General features: G+C 64.0%; 20 protein-coding genes and 1 riboswitch. Of the genes, 8 read left to right on the top strand and 12 right to left on the bottom strand.

What is annotated here, in order from left to right; all coding sequences use genetic code 11:
• Positions 1-59: 59 nt before the first annotated feature.
• From V6M61_RS11630 to V6M61_RS11615, 4 genes are all read right to left on the bottom strand, one after another.
• A complete protein-coding gene (locus V6M61_RS11630; protein ID WP_332776735.1) occupies positions 60-572 on the bottom strand; it encodes a 6,7-dimethyl-8-ribityllumazine synthase in 513 nt (170 codons plus the stop codon).
• 128 nt (positions 573-700) lie between these two features.
• Positions 701-857: riboswitch (FMN riboswitch) on the bottom strand.
• 81 nt (positions 858-938) lie between these two features.
• Positions 939-1,394, bottom strand: a complete 456-nt coding sequence (locus V6M61_RS11625) for a RidA family protein (RefSeq protein WP_332776734.1) — start codon at positions 1,392-1,394, stop codon at positions 939-941.
• Positions 1,395-1,579: 185 nt separating this feature from the next.
• Entirely contained in the window at positions 1,580-2,548 is a 969-nt protein-coding gene (locus V6M61_RS11620; protein WP_332776733.1) for a tripartite tricarboxylate transporter substrate binding protein, read from the bottom strand.
• A 58-nt stretch (positions 2,549-2,606) separates the two neighbouring features.
• A complete protein-coding gene (locus V6M61_RS11615; protein WP_332776732.1) occupies positions 2,607-3,803 on the bottom strand; it encodes a pyridoxal-phosphate dependent enzyme in 1,197 nt (398 codons plus the stop codon).
• Positions 3,804-3,887: 84 nt separating this feature from the next.
• Between V6M61_RS11615 and V6M61_RS11610 the strand changes: the two genes are divergently transcribed.
• The 6 genes from V6M61_RS11610 to V6M61_RS11585 all read left to right on the top strand — a co-directional run bounded on the left by V6M61_RS11610 (position 3,888) and on the right by V6M61_RS11585 (position 11,187).
• Complete coding sequence (locus V6M61_RS11610) at positions 3,888-4,823, top strand: LysR family transcriptional regulator (RefSeq protein ID WP_332776731.1); 936 nt, start codon at positions 3,888-3,890, stop codon at positions 4,821-4,823.
• A 97-nt stretch (positions 4,824-4,920) separates the two neighbouring features.
• A complete protein-coding gene (locus V6M61_RS11605) occupies positions 4,921-7,455 on the top strand; it encodes a DNA internalization-related competence protein ComEC/Rec2 (RefSeq protein ID WP_332776730.1) in 2,535 nt (844 codons plus the stop codon).
• A gap of 110 nt (positions 7,456-7,565) precedes the next feature.
• Positions 7,566-9,005: a circularly permuted type 2 ATP-grasp protein gene (locus V6M61_RS11600; protein WP_332776729.1), complete on the top strand. Its 1,440-nt coding sequence runs from the start codon at positions 7,566-7,568 to the stop codon at positions 9,003-9,005.
• A gap of 3 nt (positions 9,006-9,008) precedes the next feature.
• Positions 9,009-9,170, top strand: coding sequence for an alpha-E domain-containing protein (locus tag V6M61_RS11595; protein WP_332776728.1), 162 nt, complete (start codon positions 9,009-9,011; stop codon positions 9,168-9,170).
• A gap of 15 nt (positions 9,171-9,185) precedes the next feature.
• Positions 9,186-10,148, top strand: coding sequence for an alpha-E domain-containing protein (locus V6M61_RS11590; protein WP_332776727.1), 963 nt, complete (start codon positions 9,186-9,188; stop codon positions 10,146-10,148).
• Positions 10,149-10,365: 217 nt separating this feature from the next.
• On the top strand, positions 10,366-11,187 hold the full coding sequence (locus V6M61_RS11585) for a transglutaminase family protein (RefSeq protein WP_332776726.1): 822 nt from the start codon (positions 10,366-10,368) through the stop codon (positions 11,185-11,187).
• 73 nt (positions 11,188-11,260) lie between these two features.
• Here V6M61_RS11585 and V6M61_RS11580 read toward each other — a convergent pair whose 3' ends face one another.
• The 8 genes from V6M61_RS11580 to V6M61_RS11545 all read right to left on the bottom strand — a co-directional run bounded on the left by V6M61_RS11580 (position 11,261) and on the right by V6M61_RS11545 (position 19,127).
• Positions 11,261-11,827, bottom strand: coding sequence for a YceI family protein (locus tag V6M61_RS11580; protein ID WP_332776725.1), 567 nt, complete (start codon positions 11,825-11,827; stop codon positions 11,261-11,263).
• 25 nt (positions 11,828-11,852) lie between these two features.
• Positions 11,853-12,398 carry a YceI family protein gene (locus V6M61_RS11575; RefSeq protein ID WP_332776724.1) on the bottom strand — a complete coding sequence of 182 codons (546 nt, stop codon included), beginning with the start codon at positions 12,396-12,398 and terminating at the stop codon, positions 11,853-11,855.
• Positions 12,395-12,892 (bottom strand): cytochrome b, encoded by a 498-nt coding sequence (locus V6M61_RS11570; protein WP_332776792.1) that lies wholly within the window; start codon positions 12,890-12,892, stop codon positions 12,395-12,397. The genes V6M61_RS11575 and V6M61_RS11570 overlap by 4 nt, the downstream gene beginning before the upstream one ends.
• 278 nt (positions 12,893-13,170) lie before the next feature.
• Complete coding sequence (locus V6M61_RS11565; RefSeq protein WP_332776723.1) at positions 13,171-13,698, bottom strand: GNAT family N-acetyltransferase; 528 nt, start codon at positions 13,696-13,698, stop codon at positions 13,171-13,173.
• A 199-nt stretch (positions 13,699-13,897) separates the two neighbouring features.
• Positions 13,898-14,992 carry a lytic murein transglycosylase B gene (gene mltB / locus V6M61_RS11560; protein WP_442957768.1) on the bottom strand — a complete coding sequence of 365 codons (1,095 nt, stop codon included), beginning with the start codon at positions 14,990-14,992 and terminating at the stop codon, positions 13,898-13,900.
• A 129-nt stretch (positions 14,993-15,121) separates the two neighbouring features.
• Positions 15,122-17,146, bottom strand: coding sequence for a transglutaminase family protein (locus V6M61_RS11555; protein WP_332776722.1), 2,025 nt, complete (start codon positions 17,144-17,146; stop codon positions 15,122-15,124).
• Complete coding sequence (locus tag V6M61_RS11550) at positions 17,140-18,183, bottom strand: DUF58 domain-containing protein (protein ID WP_332776721.1); 1,044 nt, start codon at positions 18,181-18,183, stop codon at positions 17,140-17,142. The genes V6M61_RS11555 and V6M61_RS11550 overlap by 7 nt, the downstream gene beginning before the upstream one ends.
• Before the next feature lie 23 nt (positions 18,184-18,206).
• Positions 18,207-19,127 (bottom strand): AAA family ATPase, encoded by a 921-nt coding sequence (locus tag V6M61_RS11545; protein ID WP_332776720.1) that lies wholly within the window; start codon positions 19,125-19,127, stop codon positions 18,207-18,209.
• Between the two features lie 29 nt (positions 19,128-19,156).
• Between V6M61_RS11545 and V6M61_RS11540 the strand changes: the two genes are divergently transcribed.
• On the top strand, positions 19,157-20,110 hold the full coding sequence (locus tag V6M61_RS11540) for a histone deacetylase family protein (protein WP_332776719.1): 954 nt from the start codon (positions 19,157-19,159) through the stop codon (positions 20,108-20,110).
• A gap of 8 nt (positions 20,111-20,118) precedes the next feature.
• Positions 20,119-20,328: enoyl-CoA hydratase/isomerase family protein (locus V6M61_RS11535; RefSeq protein WP_332776718.1), on the top strand; the 210-nt coding region annotated here is incomplete at its 3' end.

The following is a 20,328-nucleotide window of genomic DNA, read 5'->3' as shown; positions in this document are numbered from 1 at the left end:
ACGCCCGTAGCCATTTAGATACGGGCGCAAGTAGCTCCTAAATCAATAGCAAATTCGTCTCAGGCCGCGAGCAGCGACTCCAGCTTTTTGAGGCCGGCCACGGTCTCCAGGCAAGCCTGCGCCACTTCCTTGCCTTTGGTGAGGAAATGCGCGGTGAAGAAACGCCGGTGTTCCTCATGCTCATGAAAGTGCTGCGGCGTCAGCACGGCTGAAAACACCGGCACGCCGGTTTCCAGCTGGATGCCCATCAGTGCGCTGATGACCGCGTCGGCCACAAACTCGTGGCGGTAAATGCCGCCGTCCACCACCAGCCCGCAGCAGACGACGCCTGCATAGCGGCCTGATTGCGCCAGCTTTTTGGCATGCAGCGGAATTTCAAACGCGCCGGGGACTTCAAACGTGTCAATGGCTTCGGCCCCGACGCCTTGCCTGGCCATTTCGGCCAGAAAGGCGCCGCGGCCCTGGTCCACGATGTCTTCGTGCCAGGACGACTGGATGAAGGCGAAGCGTGCCTTGTGGGGTGTGCCGCCCGAATGAGTGGCGGAGGGTGGAGAAGTGTCTGTCTGACTCATGGATGCCTCTTGCTAGGTGTTACCAGAATCAGGGCGCACGAGCCTGCGGCCAACGCGCGGACGCGCGAACCACGGAGGTGAAAGAACTTCACGCCCGGCAGTCGCCGTCCACGGCACAGCCGCAAACATCGCGCTCTCTTTCATCCGGACTGTGACCGTCGGCTTCGGAGTTGAACCGAATCTGCTGACCCCGTCTATCAAGGATGAAAGCCGGGCGCTCGCGGGCTGATGCTTTTTCAAGCAAACACCGCCGGCGGGGAATTTCACCCCGCCCTGAGAACGCTGTCCCGGCAAAATGGCCGGGACTTCACGAGTTTAAATCGCGCCGCAAACCGGCGCTTGCCCAGGTGGATGCTTTAAAGCCGATCAGCCGACTTCGGCAATCATCTCGATTTCTACACAGGCGCCCATCGGAATCTGCGCCACGCCAAACGCGCTGCGGGCATGCTTGCCTGCGTCGCCAAACACCTCGCCCAGCAATTCGCTGCAGCCGTTGGTCACCAGGTGCTGCTCGGTGAAGTCGCTGGTCGAGTTGACGAGGCTCATCACCTTCACGATGCGTTTGACCTTGTTCAGGTCGCCCACGGCGGCGTGCAGTGTGCCCATCAGGTCGATGGCGATGGCGCGGGCCGCAGCCTTGCCTTCTTCGGTGCTCACGTTCTTGCCGAGCTGGCCGACGATGACCTTGCCGTCTTTTTTGGCGAGGTGACCGCTCAGGAAGACGAGGTTGCCGGTTTGCGCAAACGGCAGGTAGGCCGCGGCCGGGGCCGATACGGCGGGCAGGGTGATGTTCAGTGCTTTCAGCTTGTCGTAGACGCTCATGATGATCCCTTGGTGATGAAAAATGCCTCAAGCCCAGTAACCATCAGCGCAGAAAGCTATGTTTTTGATAGCAATTGCAGGGTGCCGAAGGCCGGCAGTGCAGCGAATTGTAGGACAGGCCTTCTGCTTGTGGGGCCTGTAGTGGCATGAAAGGAAATGATGGAAGGGGCCAACTGGCCCGACGGCTATTCGGGCTTGATTCCGGCCTTGCGCACCACGGCGCCCCAACGATCCACCTCATGGCGCATGAACGCGCGCAGCTCGTCCCGGGTCGAGCCCTTGAGCTCAATGCCCAGCGTGGTAAGCCGCTCGCGCGTGGAGGGGTGGGCCAGCGCCGCCACGGCTTCGCTGCGCAGGCGCTCGACGATGTCGATGGGCGTGGTGGCGGGCGCCACCAGGGCCCACCACTGGTTGAACTGCATGCCTTCGATGCCGGCTTCCCGCGCGGTCGGCACTTCAGGCAGTGCGGCCAGACGTGACGTGCCGGTCACCATCAGCGCCGAGATCTTGCCTGCGGCCAGCAGCGAGTTGCCGCTGGCCAGGGTGGCGAAATGGGCGGTGACCAGGCCGGCCGCTACGTCGGTCAGCGCGGGCGCCGAGCCGCGGTAGGGAATGGGGTTGACCTTGAGTCCGGTGGCGCCAGCGAACAGTTCGCTGGAAAGGTGGCTGATGGAGCCGTTGCCGCTATGGGCCAGCGCAAGCGGCTCCTTGCCGCCCTGTCCGTCCTTCATCAAGCGCTTGATGTTGCCGTTCTTGTATTGCGACCCGTTGACAAACAGCATCAGCGGCGATGTGCCGACCATGGAGACAGGCGTGAAATCGCGCAACAGGTCATAGGGCATTTTGTTGAAGACGGCCGGCGCAATGGCATGCGGCAATTCGACGATGGCGATGGTGTAGCCGTCGGGCGGGGCTTTGGCCGCGGCTTCCGTGCCGATGCGCCCCGAGGCGCCGGAGCGGTTGTCTACCACCACGGTTTGGCCCATGGTCTCGCTCATGCGCTGTGCAATCGCACGCGCAATCGCGTCCGTGCTGCCGCCCGGCGCCCAGGGCACGATCAGGCGCACGGGCTTGTCCGGGTAGGCTGCGTGGGCGCCGGCGCCCATCAGGCTGAGGCAGGCAAACAAAAGAGAGGTAAGCAGGCGGGTCTTCATGGAGGAATTCCTTTGCGGGCTGGAGGATATCGGTTCAGTTCAGGGGGAGTCAGAGAAATCAGGGGAATGGATCGAACGCGTCTCGGTCGCCCTTGGCGGTGAGCAGCAGCAAGGCGTGGTGTGAAGGCCCGGCCTCGCCCTGCTCGCGCAGGCGCGCCAGCGCGCTGAGACAGGCGCCGGCGCAAAGCTCCACCCACAGGCCCTGCGCAGCCAGTTTTGATGTGCCTTCGATGGCGCCGGCATCATTGACGACGATGGCACCGCCGCCCGATTGCTGCACCGCCAGCTTTTGCTGGAGCGTGACGGTACTGCCGCCAATGGAAAACTGCACGGTCTGCCCGGGGAACTCGGATTGCAGCGGCGCGCCGTCCAGCACGCGGCTAAGGCGCGGGAAAGGCTCGACTGCCCACAGGCGCGGCATGTGCTTGATGAGTCCGGCCTGGAGCAGGTCACGCAGGCCACTGTACAGGCCCCAGAGCAGGTCGCCCCGGGCGGTGGGCACCAGCACGTGGTCAGGAATGCAGCCGCCGGCCACGCATTCCAGCGCCACCGCGCGGTAGCCTTCCACCCCAAAAACCGGGCTGCCGACGGCCGGCACGCTGTAGTTGGTCAGCGCAAACGCGCCGTCGCGTTCGACCCGCTGGCGTACATGGTCCCAGCGGTCAAAGCCGCGGTCGAACACCACGCGCTGCGCGCCCAGATGATGGAGCGCCCGTGCAAAGGGCGCCGGCATGTCGCGGTAGGTGGCGATCTCGCAGCGCAGGCCGGCGGCCGCGCAGTAGGCCGCCGCCGACACCGCCGCGTTGCCGCTGGAGGCCAGCACCACGGTCCCGGCGCCCACGTCCAGCGCCCGGCTGACGCCTTGCGCAGACATGCGGTCCTTGTGCGAGCCGGTCGGGTTCATGCCCTCGTGCTTGGCCGAGAGCTGCCGGATGCCCAGCTCGCGCGCCAGCCGCGGCAGGTCGAGGCAGGGTGTGTCACCTTCGCTCAGGGAGACGCCATGGGTGTAGGGCAGCCAGTCGCCCCACTTATAAGCTGAGCTGGCAGCTGTCAACGTCCGTGGCAACTCGCTGTAAAGCGCCTCCAGGCTGGCCGGTGTGCCAGCGCTTGCGCAGTGCGGGCAGCCAGCCGGCAAATCCAGCAGCGGGTATTCGCGGGCACAGCCGATGCAGCGCAGCTTGATCAGCCGGGGGTTGCGCCGGATTGCAGCGCCGGGAGCGGCGCTTTGGCCGGGCTCTGAAGAAACTTGGTTCATGTGCTGATGGTAGGGCGATGCCCGCCCGGTTACGGCAGCTTGTTCGCGGTTTAAAATAAGTAAAACTTATATGAAGAGGGCGTGGTGGCGGAGGCAAGTGCGCGTCAGATCGAGGTATTTCGGATGGTCATGCGGCTGGGGACTGCCAACCGCGCCGCCGCGGCGCTGCACGTCAGCCAGCCGGCCGTCACGCAGATACTGCAGCAGTTCGAGGCGCGTTCGGGACTCAAGCTGTTTGATCGCCTCAAAGGCAAGCTGACGCCGACACCGGAGGCTTATGCGCTGATGGAGGAGGTCGAGCGTGTCTATGACGGCCTCGACGCGGTGCAACGCAAGATCGTGGCACTGCAGTCGCACGAGGACACCGTACTGCGAATCGGCTCGCTGCACGCCATGGCCGCCAGCGTCATGCCCTGGGCGCTGGCGGAATTCCAGCGCAGTTACCCGCGCACCCGCTGCCTGCTGATGGTGGACAGCTCCAAGGTGTTGCGCGAGGCCTTGTTCCAGGGTTCGGTTGACTTTGCTTTTCTGGGGGACGAGGCCGACACGAGCGGCCTGGTGTCTTCGCTCTTTTACCAGGTGCCCGCCGTCTGCGTGATGCCCGCCGCCCATCCGCTGGCACGCAAACCCCGCCTGCACCCGCCAGATCTGCGAGACGTGCCGCTGGTGGGTTTGTCGGCTTCCGATCCTGCGCAGCGGCGCCTGCAAGCGGCGCTTGAGCAGGCCGGCATCCAGCCGCGGTTTGTGATCGAAACGCCTTACAGCGCGACGCAGTGCGCCTTGGTGCTGGCCGGTGCCGGCCTGGCCGTGACCAACCCGCTGGTTGCGCGCGAGTACGTTGCACTGGGCCTGCGTTGCGTGCCGCTGGAGGCCGCGGTGTTCTTTCGCGCGCTGCTGGCCTTCAAGCCTCGGCAGGCCCAGTCGCGTGCGGTACAGGAGTTCGTGGCCCTTTGCCGCAGCTGTCTTGCGCACGGCCTGCCCGAGGGCTCGCTGCTCGAAGAGCCGCTCGTGGCTTTGTAGTCTTTTTGCCTTGGTGGCCCGTTGAACAGGAAACCATTGCATCGAACAAACAATAAATGGGGAGGAGGCCGTGGGCAAAGCTGTTGCTGCCAGACTGTTGGCGAGCTCTACGAGCCCGGGCCTTCTTTTCAGCGGCTTCATCATCGGTGTGGCCGTGCAACTGCAGCAGCCCAGTCTGTGGCAGGCCGGCTTGTATGCCGCGCTTGCGGCGCTGGCCGCAGCGCTTGTGGGCATCTTGCATCGCGCCGCGGCCCTGAAAAAGAAAACCCTTCGCGGTGGTGGCTGGGCTGTTTTCGTGTTCGCCATCTTGCTGGGTTTGGGCTTGACGGGCCTGCGGGCCAGCGCTTTTCAGGCGCAGGCGTTAGCGCCCGCGCTGGAGGGCCAGGACCTGGTGGTTACCGGCATGGTGCTGGCCATGCCGCAGCGCAACGAAGATGCGACGCGTTTTCGCTTTGGCGTGGAGTCGGCCCGCTTCAATGGGCAAGCCGTGTCTTTGCCGCCCCAAATCTACCTGGGCTGGTACTCAGGTTTTGGCGCACGGGACGCCCGGCGTTGGGTCCTGGCACCGGAAGGCGGTGATCCTGCTGATGTCCCGTTGGAGCTGCAGCGCCAGCCGCAAACCCTGCGCGCCGGTGAACGCTGGCAGATGACGGTGCGCCTCAAGGCGCCGCATGGCAACAGCAATCCACACGGTTTTGACTACGAGTTGTGGCTGTGGGAGCAGGGTTTGCAGGCCACCGGCTATGTGCGCGCCGGGCCCAACGAGGCGCCGCCGCGCAAGCTGTCGGGCAGTTGGTGGCACCCTGCGGAACGTGCGCGCCAGTCGGTGCGAGAAGCGATTTTTGAGCGGATCGGCGATAGGCAGCTGGCCGGCGTGGTGGCGGCGCTGGCGGTGGGTGATCAAAACGCCATCGAGCGTGCCGACTGGGATGTGTTTCGCGCCACCGGCGTGGCGCACTTGATGAGCATTTCGGGCTTGCACATCACCATGTTTGCCTGGGTGGCGTCGCTGCTGCTGGGCGCGCTGTGGCGGCGTTCTGTGTGGCTCACGCCGCGGCTCTGCCTGGCCTTGCCGGCCACCAGCGCTGCAGCCTGGGGTGGCTTGCTGCTGGCCACGGCGTATGCGGTGTTCTCTGGTTGGGGCGTGCCGGCGCAGCGCACGATCTGGATGCTGGCCACCGTGGTGCTGCTGCGGCAAAGCGGCCGCCAATGGCCCTGGCCGCTGACCTGGCTGCTGGCCATGACGGTGGTGGTGGCGCTCGATCCCTGGGCCTTGCTGCAGGCCGGCTTCTGGCTCTCGTTTGTGGCCGTCGGTGTTTTATTTGCTACAGATTCAGGAGCGGCTCATGCAGATCCACAACGGGCTAGAGCTGGTTTTGATCTTGAACATCAGGCTCAAAAGCGCTGGCTGTCCCGGGCCGCCGATGCCGCGCTGCGGACCGTGCATGAGCAATGGGTGGTCACGCTGGCGCTCACGCCGCTGTCTTTGCTGCTGTTCAGCCAGGTCTCGCTGCTTGGCCTGCTGGCCAATGCGCTGGCCATTCCCTGGGTGACGCTGCTGGTCACGCCGCTGGCCTTGCTGGGTGTGTTGTGGGCGCCGCTCTGGGATGCGGCCGCGTGGGCGGTGAGCCTGCTGGCCGTGTCTTTGCAGTGGCTGGCCAGCTGGCCGCTGGCGTCCATCAGCGTTGCCGCGGCGCCTGTGTGGTGTGCCGTGGCCGGCGTGCTGGGGGGTGTTTTGCTGGCCATGCGCCTGCCCTGGCACTGGCGGGCCCTGGGCGTGCCGCTGATGTTGCCGGTCCTGCTGTGGCAAGCCGTGCGCCCCGAGCCGGGCCAGTTTGAGCTGTTGGCCGCGGACATCGGGCAGGGCAATGCCGTGGTGGTGCGCACCGCCGGCCATGCCTTGCTGTACGACGCCGGGCCGCGCTTTTCGCGCGACAGCGATGCCGGGCACCGGGTGCTGGTGCCTTTGCTGCGGGCGCTGGGAGAGCGGCTGGACCTGCTGATGATCAGCCATCGCGATACGGACCATATTGGCGGCGCGCCCGCGGTGCTGGCCATGCAGCCGCAGGCCGCGCTGTCCAGCTCGATTGAAGACGTCCATGAGCTGCAGGCGCAGCGCAAATCAACCCGCTGTGCGGCCGGACAGCAATGGACGTGGGACGGCGTGCGTTTTGAAGTGCTGCACCCGCTGGCAGAAGACTATGACGCAGTCAAAAAATCCAATGCCATGAGCTGCGTGCTGCGCATCTCCAACGGCTCGCACACGGCCTTGCTCGCTGGCGATATAGAGCAGGCCCAGGAGCAGGCGCTGGTGGGCCGCGCCGGTCTCAACGCCGCGCTCCACGCCGACTTTCTGCTGATGCCGCACCATGGCAGCAAAACCTCATCAAGCGCCGTTTTTCTCGATGCGGTGCAGCCGCGGTTCGCGTTGGCCCAGGCCGGCTACCGCAACCGGTTTGGCCATCCGGTGGTCTCGGTGCTGGAGCGCTACCGGGAGCGTGGCATCACCGTCGTCAAATCGCCGGTGTGCGGGGCGGCCCGCTGGTCCAGCCAGCAGCCCGGGCAGGTTGGTTGCCAGCGGCAGGAAGCACTGCGCTATTGGCGGCACCGGGCCGAAGCCACGAGTTCATGACGGCACGGCCGGCTTTAAAAATTGAGCAAATTGCTCAAAAGCAGGCAAGTGGCGCATAACTTGCTAAGCTAGCACCACAGCAATGCGCCCAAGCCGCGGGAGATAAGCCGATGAGTCGAGCCATGTTTGATGAAATGAACGCCACCGCCAACAGCGTGCGTGAGCATTACCTGGGCTACCAGCGCTGGCTGGCCCGCCAGCCGGGCGACGCGATGCAGGCCCGCCGTGCCGAGGCCGAGATGATTTTCCGGCGTGTGGGCATTACCTTTGCGGTGTATGGTGCCAAAGACGAGGACGGCTCGGGCACCGAACGCCTGATTCCGTTTGACCTGATTCCCCGCATCATCCCGGCCCACGAATGGGCCAGCATGGAAAAGGGGCTGGTGCAACGCGTGACCGCGCTGAACCGCTTCATCCACGATGTCTACCACGGTCAGGAAATCATCAAGGCGGGCGTGATCCCGCCGGAGCAGATCTTCCAGAATGCGCAGTTCCGCCCCGAAATGATGGGGGTGACGGTCCCGGGCAACATTTACTCGCACATCAGCGGCATTGACATCGTGCGCGCGCCCAACGCGCAGGGCGAGGGTGAGTACTACGTGCTGGAAGACAATCTGCGCGTGCCCAGCGGCGTGAGCTACATGCTGGAAGACCGCAAGATGATGATGCGGCTGTTTCCCGAGCTGTTCAGCGAAAACCGGGTGGCGCCGGTGGCCCATTACCCCGACCTGCTGCTCGAAACCCTGCGCGCCGTGGCGCCCCCGGCCACGGCGGAGCCCACAGTGGTGGTGCTGACACCCGGCATGTACAACTCGGCCTACTTTGAGCATGCGTTTTTGGCGCAGCAGATGGGGGTGGAGCTGGTGGAGGGCCAGGACCTGTTCGTCAAGGATAACTTTGTGTACATGCGCACCACCCGCGGGCCGAAACGCGTCGACGTGATTTACCGCCGGGTGGACGATGATTTTCTGGACCCGCTGGCGTTTCGCCCCAGCTCCACGCTGGGCTGCGCGGGCCTGCTCAATGTGTACCGCAGCGGCAATGTTGCCTTGTGCAATGCGATTGGCACCGGCGTGGCCGACGACAAGTCCATCTACCCCTATGTGCCCAAGATGATCGAGTTCTACCTGGGCGAAAAGCCGATCCTGAAAAACGTGCCGACCTACATGTGCCGCAACGCCGAAGACCTGCAGTACACCCTGGCCAACCTCAAGGACCTGGTGGTCAAGGAGGTGCATGGCGCGGGTGGTTACGGCATGCTGGTGGGCCCGGCCGCCACCAGCGCCGAGATCGAGGATTTTCGCCAGGCACTGCTGGCCAATCCGTCGGGCTATATCGCACAGCCCACCCTGAGCCTGTCGACCTGCCCGACTTATGTCGACAGCGGCATTGCACCGCGCCACATTGATTTGCGGCCCTTTGTGCTAAGCGGCAAAGAAGTGCAGATGGTGCCGGGGGGCCTGACGCGTGTGGCCCTGAAAGACGGCTCGCTGGTGGTCAACTCATCGCAGGGCGGTGGGACCAAAGATACCTGGATTTTGGAGGTCTGAATCATGTTGAGTCGTACCGCAGACCATCTCTTCTGGATGTCCCGCTATACAGAAAGGGCGGGCGACATGCCGCAGGCATTCGCGGGGATGACTCATCAATTGCGCGAAGCGCTTGTGATGTCATCACCAAAACACGCAAAGCGCGTCAGCGCTTTCGGTGTTTGAGGCTAAGGAGAAAAAATGCTATCTAGAACTGCAGACCATCTTTTTTGGATGTCCCGCTATACCGAGCGCGCCGAAAACACCGCGCGCATGCTGGACGTGAATTACCAGACCTCGCTGCTGCCGCAATCGGCCGCGGTCGCCCAGGTTGGCTGGCAGGGCTTGCTCAGCATCAGCGAGCTGATGCCGGCCTACTCGGCCAAGTACGGCGAGGTGATCAACCCGCGCGACGTGATGAGCTTCATGGTGCGCGATGAGGACAATTCCTCGAGCATCATTTCGTGTCTGAAAAACGCCCGCGAAAACGCCCGTGCCGTGCGGGGAGCGCTGACCACTGAAGTTTGGGAAACGCAGAACCAGACTTACCTGGAAGTCATCCGCATGTTGCGCAATGGCGATTTCGAGCGCGACCCGGGCCAGTTTTTTGAGTGGGTCAAGTTCCGCTCGCATTTATCACGCGGCGTGACGCTGGGCACCATGCTGCAGGACGAGGCTTTCCACTTTTTGCGGCTGGGTACCTTTCTGGAGCGCGCCGACAATACGGCCCGGCTGATCGACGTGAAGTTCCATGCTGTGCAGAGCGACTTTTTTGGCACGGCCAACCAGAAAGATCAGGAATACGACTTCTACCACTGGAGCGCCATCCTGCGCAGCGTGTCCGGCTTTGAGGTGTACCGCAAGGTGTACCGCGATGTGATCAAGCCCGAGCGCGTGGCCGAACTGCTGATTTTGCGGGCCGACATGCCACGCTCCCTGCTCGGTTGCCTCAATGAAGTGATGGATAATTTGGCCATGGTGACCAGTGACCCTTCGAGCGAAACCCTGCGCCGGACCGGCAAGCTGCGCGCCGACTTGCAGTTTTCCCGTATCGATGAAATCCTGGCCACCGGTCTGCATGCCTATCTGACGCAGTTTCTGGACCGCGTGAACGAGCTCGGCGCGCACATCAGCCGCGAGTTCCTGATTCCGGCCACTACTTGAAACAGCATGAGATTGCGGCGGCCGCAGCGCCGGGCCGCCCCAAGCAAGGCCAGCCCCCTAGGGAGAGCATCCTTCGACAGGCTCAGGACGAACGGGAGAGAGCAGTGAGCGAACGTGGGGGCCTGCAATTTCCCGCCGGGCCGCCCCAAGGGAAATTAGCCCCCTCGGGGGGCAGAGAGCTACGCGAAGCGAGCGAACGTGGGGGCCATTCAATTCCATGAAGCTGCACATCAGCCACATCACCCGCTACGGCTACACCCAGCCTTTGCGCTATTCCCTGCAAACGCTGTGGCTCACGCCGCAGTCCGGCCCTTCGCAAACCGTCCGTTTCTGGAGTGTGGGCGCGCCCGAAAAACTTTACGCCCTGCGTGACGGGTTTGGCAACACGGTTCACTCCTACACCGTGGTGCGCCATCCGACCGACAACCTGCGCGGCAGCCTGGTCAATGCCGCCGGCGAGGTGCAGACCCTGGGTATCGCCGAGTTTGTGGATGCCCCGGACATGTCCCATCCCCTGCTTTTTCTGCGGCCCACCCAATTGGCTGCGCCACACCCGCAGCTGGCTGCATTTGGACGTCGCTTTGTCAACCCCGCCGCTGCTGATGCCCGTGTTGATGTATCCATGCTTTTGGCCTTGAGCCGAGGTGTGGCGGGCGTTGTAAGCTATCAAAAAAATAGCACCAATGTGGAAACCACGGCACAGCAGGCGTTTGAGGCCGGGGCCGGGGTCTGCCAGGACCAGGCCCATGTGATGGTGGCGATTTGCCGCAGCCTGGGGCTACCCGCGCGTTATGTCAGCGGCTATTTTTATGCGGCCAACGAGCCCGATCTGGCCAGCCATGCCTGGGTCGATATCTGTCTGGACGTGGCCAGCCGCCGCTGGGTCAGCATTGATGTCACGCACAGTTGCCTGATCGACCAGCGCCATGTCCGGCTGGCGATGGGCACCGACTACAACGCCTGCCCCCCGATCAAGGGCGTGCGGCAAGGCGGTGGCGAGGAATCGATGACGGTGGATATCACGATTGAGCCGGTTTGAATGGCGTTGGCTGGGCCGGGCGTGGCTTGAAATGACGCAACTCCAGCTTTAAGCCATCAGTTCGTAGGGCGTTTCAGCGCTTGAGCGCCTCCATTGACACATGCAGCGTGATTTCATCGCCGATCAGCGGCACGAAGCGGCCCAGGTTGAACTCGCTGCGCCTGACCTTGCCGGTGGCGTTGAGCCCGCAGGCCGGCTTGCGCAGCATCGGGTGCATCATGCATTTGAAGTGGGTGACCGTCAGAGTCACGGGCCGGGTGATGCCCTTGATGGTCAGGTTGCCCTCGACGGCCGTGACGTCATCGAATTTTCCGAAACTCAGGCGGTCCGACTTGAAGGTGATGACGGGAAATTTGTCGGCGTCAAAGAACATGTCGCTCAGCAGGACCTGGTCGAACAGCAGCGAGCCGGTGCTGACCGAGTGGACGGCTATGCTGACCTCCACGCTGCCGACCTGGTTTTCAAGGTCCAGGGTGACGGTGGCATCGACCTTGTCGAAACGGTCGCGCTGCATGCTGTAGCCCAGGTGGTTGAACTCGAACCAGGCGAAGGTGTGATCCGGGTCGCGCTCATACACATCGACCGCCAGTGCCGAGGCCAGGGACAGACTGCACACAAGCGCTGCAAAAAGCTTTTTCATGCTTTGATACTTCCGACTTGGCGTGCTAGGGTCCCAGCACCAGATGAAACTGCACCGTCACTTCGTTGGCCACCACGCGGACATCGCCCCAGGCGCCGCCGCCTATCCCGAAATCGAGGCGCTTGATCACAAAAGAGCCCTCCATGACCGCCTGGTTGCCGCTGGTCTTGAGCACGGCGTTCAGCACCAGCGGCTGGCTGGCGCCCTTGAGGCTGAGGACGCCGCTGACCTGGAACCGGCCCGCGCCCTGCGACTGGATCTGGCGCATCTCGAAGTGCGCCTCGGGATGACGCTTGACATCAAACCAGTGCGCGCCCACCACCTCCTCGTTGACCTCCCGGATGCCGGTGTCCACACTGGACAGGGCTATGCGCAGCTGTCCCCGGGCCGCCGCCGGCGCCTCGGGATCGAACGCCAGGCTGGCGTCGAATTGACGGAAGGCGCCGTCCACCGGAACGCCCATTTGCCGCGAGGTGAAGCGGATGTGGCTGCCGGCCAGGTCCACCCGCCGGTACTCCGCGGCCTGGGCACAGGCGCAGGACAGAGCCAAGGCCACGGTGAGGATTTTCATTGGCCAGCCCTGGTGAAGCGGAACATCCGGCCCAGCACGCCGTCCCGGTCGATGAAATGGTGCTTGAGCGCCGCCGCCACATGCAGGCACACCAGGCTCAGCAAGGCGTAGTTGAGGATGCGGTGCAGCGCTTCCAGAAACAAGCCCAGGGCGTCGTTGCGTGCCAGCAGGTCCGGCAGCGGCCACAGGCCCAGGTAGACCGTTGTGACGCCCTTGGCCGAACTCATCAACCAGCCCGAGAGGGGGACGATGGCCATCAGCACATACAGCAGCAGATGGCTGGCGTGCGCCATGATCTGCTCCCACGCGGGCATGCCGGCCGGCAGCGGCGGCGGCGCGTGCAGTCCGCGCCAGACGATGCGGGGCAGCAGCAGCGCCGCGACGCTGACGCCTATCCACTTGTGGTACGAATAAAGCTGCAGCTTGAGCGGGCTGATCGGCAGGCCGACCATGTACAGCCCGAGGCAAAAGCCCGCCACCATGAGCAGGGCCATGCCACCGTGCAAGGTGATCGCGGTTCGGGTGTAAGGGGTGTCAGCAGCGGGCTGCAAGCGACTCTCCAGGGGCAAGTGTGGACTTTCGCAACCATTGTGAGTCCATCCCTGTGGCTAACGCAAGCGCGACGCCCGCCGCCGGTCGCGCCATGACGTCGCCAGGTTACGCTCAGCCTGCGGGCGCCACTTCGGCTTTACTTTGCACGGCTTTGTGCAAGCGCTCGGCAACTTTCGCATCGCCCGGATAAAGCTGATTTTTCAAGGCTTCCAGAATGCGATCAGAGGTGCTTGTAGAAGAACGTCGTCCCGCAGAACCCGCCATTGGGCATCAGCGCGTACTTCGGCACGACCCCCACTCGCTGCCAGCCGGCGCGCTCATACAGCCGCTCGGCGTCGCCGCCGGCCACGGTGTCGAGCACGAGCACCGTCTTGCCCTCCTTTCGCGCCACGTCGTCGATGGCCGCCATCAGACGCTGCGCGATGCCGCGGCGGCGGGCCTTGCGGTGCACGAGCATTTTGGCGATGTCGCCACGGTGCGGCTGGTTGTCGGGCAGCGACATGATCATCTGCACGGTGCCGACGATCTGGCCTTTGCGGTCTTCGGCGACGAGCAGCACACGCTCGTTGCGCGCGACGCCATTGGCGACACCGCGCCAGAAAGCCACGGCCTTCTCGCGCGGCAGCGGCAGCATGAAGCTCACAGATGCGCCGCCTTCGACGCTATCGATGAGCACATCGGCCAGGGCCTCGACGCAGGCAGCGGCTTCGTTGGCGTCGATGCGGCGCACCTTGATGTCCTCGGTCATCAGTTTCTCCTGGTTGGCATGAAGGGCAGGGTTTGTAGGGGGTAGGTCTTGCATTGCAACATTCCAGTCATCAACTCCAGCGACAGAATTTTAATGAAAAGCCACCGAAGCCCTTACATATACTGCGCAAGCAGCTCTTGATTTCATAGCGATTTCCGTTTTAAAGAGGTTTTGCCAGTGCCGCCATACAGCCTGCCCGTTACGGCGTAACAGACCTGACCCGCGTCGCCACTTCCCGTCCCAACTCAATCACCGCCATGGCGTAGTAGCTGCTCCAGTTGTAGCGGGTGATGGCGTAAAAGTTTTCGGTGCCGGCCACGTAGCTGGGGGCGTCGGGGCCGTTGAGAAGTTCCACCAGTGCCAGTGGCCCCTGGTGCTGCAGGGCCGGGCCTTCCAGTACCGCGCCTTTGGCGGTGAAGCTGGCGACGCTGAAGGTCGGCAGGATGTCGGGAGCCATCAGGGCGTCCATGTCCAGGCGACTGGTGTCAAAACTGACTGGGTAGTGCGTGGGCATACCGGGCTGCCAGTTGAAGGCCTTGAAGTAGCTGGCCACCGAGCCGATCACATCGGCGGGGCTGTCCCACAGGTCGACCTTGCCGTCACCGTCAAAATCCACCGCGTACTTGATCCTGCTGGAGGGCATGAATTGCGGCATGCCCATGGCGCCGGCGTAGCTGCCGCGTGGGGTCATCGGGTCTGCGTCCAGGCGGCTTTGCAGCGTCAGAAATTGCTCGAGCTCACCCTTGAAAAATTCACTGCGCTCTGCGGCGCGTGGGTGCGACGCCGGGAAATCAAAGGCCAGCGTGGTCAGCGCATCCATCACGCGAAAGCTCCCGGTATCGCGGCCATAGATGGTTTCCACGCCGATGATGCCCACAATGATCTCGGCCGGAACGCCATACTCTTTTTCAGCGCGCTCCAGTGTTGCCTGATTGGCCAGCCAAAAGCGGGCCCCGGCCTCGATGCGGACCGGGTCAATAAAGCGGCTGCGGTAAACCCGCCAATTCTTGACGAAGGTCTTGGCGGGCGGCTGCATCAGCAGGGCGACCGTGGGCAGGTAGCGGGACTGGCCAATCGCGTCGCGCACCCACTGCGGGTCCAGGTCACGCCGGCTGGCCAGATCATCGGCAAAGTGCATGGCTTCGGCGCGCGTACTGTAGGCCGGACCCGGCGTAGCCCTTGCCTGAGCCGTGGATGTTTTACGATTCTTCAGGGTTTTTGCATCGCTGGCCCCCGCCGTCATTACGAAGGTAGCTATTAAAAAGATAGCGAATTTGAAGCTGTAAGGTGACATTAAAAAGGACAGGATCAGCGTGTCTGGGTAAATTTGTGAAACCGGATCTGGCGGCGCGACAGGGATTGCAGCAGCGGACAAGCAGCGGACAAGTATCGGGATGGCATGGTGCCGCCTTGTGCCCGGATTTTAAGCAGGCCAGACCAGCTCGCCGAACTGTTTCCGGAGCTGGTGCAGGCTGGCTTGCTTCTTGGTGGATGTAGAGGCGGCGGTGGCATAGCGCTGCTGTTCCAGCTGCACCAGCCAGTCGTGCAGCGGCTGGCCCCGGCTGCCGTGGCGCGCCATCACCCGCAACGCCAGCTCGCGCGGTGACGTGGCGGGGCTGCTTTCAATGCCTTGCCGGGCCAGCTGTTTGCGCGCCCGGGCCAGCAGGCGCAGCCAGGGGTCATGCTGGGCGCGGTCCCACAGCGTCCAGGCCGCGCCGGCCAGGCTGACCAGCACAATGATGGCAAGCAGCACGTAACTCAAATCTTCCCAGCTCGGGGATTCAAAGCCCATGTTCTTGAGCAGGTTGAGTTGTTTGCTTTGCGTGTAATTGAGAATCCACTGGTTCCAGCCATTGTTGACCGCTTCCCAGGCAGCGCGCAGCTGGGCCAGCAGGGTGGGGCTGAGGGTGCCCAGGGCCTGTGCCATCACCCCTTGGGGGGCCGCCAGCCGCTGGAAAGCGCCGGTGCGCCCGGGGAACACGGCGGAGGTCGGATCGACCCGGACCCAGCCGCGTCCGGCCTGCCAGACTTCGGCCCAGGCGTGCGCGTCGCTCTGGCGCACCACCCAGAAGTTATCGAGGGCATTGCGCTCGCCACCCTGGTAGCCGGTGACAATGCGCGCCGGCACGTCCATGGCCCGCATCAGGATCACGAAGGCCGAGGCAATGTGCTCGCAAAAACCTTCTTTGCGGTCAAACCAGAATTCATCGGCGCTGTGCTGGCCGTAGACGCCGGGATCCAGCGTGTAGACATAGCCACCGGTGCGCAGCCGGTCCAGCACCGCCTGCACCAGCGCGGCCGTGTTGGCGCCGGCGTAGCGCGGGTCCCGGCGTATCTCGCTGGCCAGTGCCAGCGTGCGTGGGTTGAAGCCGGGTGGCAGGTCCACAAACTCCTGCAGACCGGCCACGCGCTGCTGCGGTCCATGCCTGAAGGTCGGGTAGCTTTGCACTTTGTAGCGGGTCAGGTCCGTGATCGGGCGGCTGGTCAGCCATTGCAGATCGGGCCCCATCACGCTCTGCAAACCGGGCAGTGCCGGGCTTTGCGTGGCGGCTTCCATCACAAACAGCCAGGGTCGGCTGGTGGGCTCCAGCGTCACTTCATAGTTGACCGGTGCACCGGACACCGCCAGGTCGGCCGAAACGCCGAAGCGCGACGAGAAGTTGGCGCGTGCGGGCCGCCATTCCCGGCCGTCAAAACTCGACAGCACGGGGCCGCGAAAATACAGGTCCTGCTGTCCCGGTGTGGCGCCCTCGAACTTGATGCGCATGGCCACGCTGCCGTCGAGCGCCAGGCTGGCAATATTGCCGACCTGCATGCTGGCGCTCAGGCCGCTACGCCCGGTCATGGCATCGGTGGGCATGCCCCACAGCGGCGCCAGGCGCGGAAACAGCATGAACAGCACCACCATCACGGGTGCGCCCAGCAACGCCATCCAGCCGGCTGTTTTGGCGGCCTGCAGCAGCGGCGGCTTGCCTACGGGCATGTGGGCGTTGACCAGTGCCGTCAGCAAGCCCAGCAGCCCCAGCAGCATGCCAAAGGCCGTCAGCAGCGACTGCGAGTAGAAAAAGTTGGTGAGCATGGTGAAGAAGCCGAGAAAGAAAATCACAAAAGCATCGCGCCGTGCGCGCAGCTCCAGTGTTTTCAGGGTCAGCAAAATCACGATCAGCGTCACACCGGCATCGCGTCCCAGCAGCGTGCGGTGCGTCAGCCAGGTGGCCGCCACCGCGATGGCCAGCAGGCCCAGCAGCCACCACTTGCCCGGCAGGGGCTGGTTTTTCAGCGCCAGCCAGCCGCGCCAGAGCAGTACGCCGCCGGCCAGCCCACTGCACCACCAGGGCAGGTTACCCGTCTGGGGCAGCAGCACCCAGGCGATGACCAGCAGCAAAAACAGCGTGTCGCGGCCATCCCGCGGCAGGTGGCGCGATGCTGACAGCAGGCGCTCTAACATAAGGCCAGCGCCTCCAGGCATTGCCGCTTGTGGGCTTCACCGCTGGCAGGCTTGATTTCCAGCGCGGGCAGGCGCAGGCCGTAAACGACGCCGAGCTTGTCGGCCTGCAGCACCCAGGCGCACAGGCGTGAGAGTTTTTGTTCGGTGCCTGCAGCGCCCGTGCTGCTGGCGAGCGCCATGCCGGCCTGCGCAAAATCAAGCCAGAGCTCATAGCGCTGGGCCTGCTGGGTGTCGCGCACCACCAGGCCGTCGGCCAGATCGTCGGCCTTGGCGGCTTTTTTCCAGACCACCAGCTTCATGGGGTCACCCCGGCGGTAGGAGCGGACGCCATCGAATTCACCGGTGCTTTGCGTCCGGGTGGCCGCTGCGGCCCCGCCCGAGCGGGGTTCGCCCGGCGGCAAAGGCGGTGGGTGGAGTTCTGGCACCGGGTAGACCAGCATCTGGGCGGCCGGCCGCCACACGGTCCAGACCCGGAAAGTGCCCAGGGGGAAGCGGGTTTCTGCCGTCAGGGTGGGCAAGCGATGCAGGCCCCGGTGCGTCGGTGTGAAAGCCACTTGCACCACGCTGCTGTTTTGCGCGGGCACATCGGTCCAGGCCCAGTGCTTGTCCGTACGCTGGCGGGCATCCAGCTCTGGCGAATGAAGCACGCTCAGGCCAATGCCATGCCGCACGCTGCGTTTTGTATTTGTCAATTTGACGTCGATCACCGCGGTGGCGCCCGCGAAATGCGCAGGCGGCGCCACCAGGCTCATCACCAGTCCACGCAGCGTGCCATGGCACACATGCATACCGGTCAGGGCGCTGCCGGCCAGCAAAAACGTGAGCAGGTAACCCAGGTTGAGCTGGTAGTTGATGGAGGCCACCAGCAGCACCAGCAGGGTGGCTGCGAGCATCAGGCCGGGGCGGGTTGGCAGGATGTAGACGTTGCGCTGTGTCAACGTCACATGATCGGTAAAAGGCAGGCGGCTTTGCCACCAGCGCTGAAAGCGGCTGCGGATGAAAGAAAAGGGATTCGGAATCAGCGCCCGCGTTGCCATGGCCAAGTCTTGTTCTGGCGGGTTCAGGGCAGGGGCACGACTTCAATCATGGCCCGCACCTGCTCGACCGAGCCGCGCCCCGCGTCGCTGACGGGAATCAGGCGGTGCGCGGCCGTTTGCGGCAGGACCGCCCCAATGTCGTCGGGCGCCACATAATCGCGGCCGCTCAGGAATGCTTGCGCCTTGGCTGCGCGTATCACGGCGATGCCCGCACGCGGACTCAAGCCCTGCAAAAACCAGCGGCCCGAGCGGGTGGCTGCAATCAGGTCTTGCGCATAGCTCAGGAGTGGTTCGGCGGCATGAATCTGCATGACCTGCTGCTGCAGCACTTGCAGATCATGCGGTGTCAGCACGGCAGGCAAATGCTCCACCATGTCGCGCCGGTCGCTGCCCTTGAGCAGTTCGCGTTCGGCGGCGCGGTCCGGGTAGCCCAGCGAAATCCGCATGTGAAACCGGTCCATCTGGGATTCGGGCAAGGCATAGGTGCCCAGCTGGTCATGCGGGTTTTGCGTGGCAATCACAAAGAAGGGCACCGGCAAGGGGCGCGTTTCGCCTTCCACCGTGACCTGTTTTTCCTCCATGGCTTCCAGCAGGGCGCTCTGGGTCTTGGGGCTGGCGCGGTTGATTTCGTCGGCCAGCAGCACCTGGGCAAACACCGGGCCGGGGTGAAAGATAAAGCTTTCCTTTTGCCGCTCGTAAATCGAGACGCCCGACAAATCGCTGGGCATCAAATCGGCCGTGAACTGCACGCGCGAAAATTGCAGGCCGAATGAGCGGGACAGGGCGTGGGCCAGCGTGGTCTTGCCCACGCCGGGCACGTCTTCAATCAGCAGGTGGCCGCCCGCGAGCAGGCAGGCCACGCAGTCCTGCACTTGGGCGGACTTGCCCACGATGACCGTGTTAAGCTGATTCAGTAGCGTTTCGATTTTTTCTTTGGCGTTCATGCCATCAACCTTACCGCAAAATTTCCGTTATGAGCGTGACTGGCTATTACACCCACAAGGACTGCCACAAACATGAGATGGGTGCGGGACATCCCGAGTGCCCGGAGCGGCTGGATGCGATCGATGACTGGCTGCTGGCAACCGGTGTGGGCGATGCGCTGGACCGGCGCGAGGCACCGAAGGCAGCGCTCGGTGACATTGAGCTGGCCCATGATCACCGGCATGTGGCGGCGCTGCGCGGCCTGAGCGAACGGCTGGCCGAAGAGATGGCAGCCGGCGGCCCGCGCTACGCACAGATCGACCCCGACACCGCCATGAACGCCCACACCTGGGACGCGGCGCTGCGTGCCGCCGGCGCGGTGCTTGCAGCCACCGACGCCGTGCTGGCTGGCGAGATGGAAAACGCGTTCTGCGCCGTGCGCCCGCCGGGCCACCACGCCTGCCATGACCACGCCATGGGCTTCTGCCTCTTCAACAACGTGGCGATCGCGGCGACCTACGCGCTTGAGCGTCATGGCCTGAAACGCGTGGCCATCGTCGATTTCGACGTGCACCACGGCAACGGCACCGAAGACATCCTGAGCGGCGACCCGCGCGTGTTGATGGTCGGCTTATTCCAGCACCCGTTTTACCCGTACAGCGGCACCGAGCACCCGGCCGCCAACATGCTGAACCTGCCGGTGCCGGCCTACACCAAGGGCATGGCCATCCGCGAGATGATCGAAGCTGCCTGGCTGCCGCGCCTGGAAGCCTTCAAGCCCGAGATGATTTTCATCAGTGCCGGCTTCGATGCGCACCGCGATGACGACCTGGGCCAGTTGGGGCTGACCGAGCAGGACTATGCGTGGATCACCCAGCGCATCAAGGACGTGGCCCGACGCCACGCCAAAGGCCGCATCGTTTCGTCGCTGGAAGGCGGCTACAACCTGCAGGCGCTGGCGCGCAGCGTGGAGGCGCATATCCGCGTGCTGGCTGATTTATAGGCAAGGCCATGAACATTACTTTGAAAGATCCATCGGCGCCGGTGCTCCACACGCGCGACGCGCGTGGCGTGCACTGGCTCACACTCAACCGGCCCGCCAGCTTCAACACCCTGAGTGAAGAAGTGCTGGCCGCACTGCAGGCCGCACTCGACACGGTGGCACAGGACCAGGCCGCACGCGTGCTGGTGCTGGCTGCGCAGGGCAAGGCGTTTTGTGCC

It is taken from the genome of Polaromonas sp. (assembly GCF_036676035.1).
Lineage (GTDB): Bacteria > Pseudomonadota > Gammaproteobacteria > Burkholderiales > Burkholderiaceae_C > Polaromonas.
This window is presented reverse-complemented; position numbering and strand designations above follow the sequence as displayed.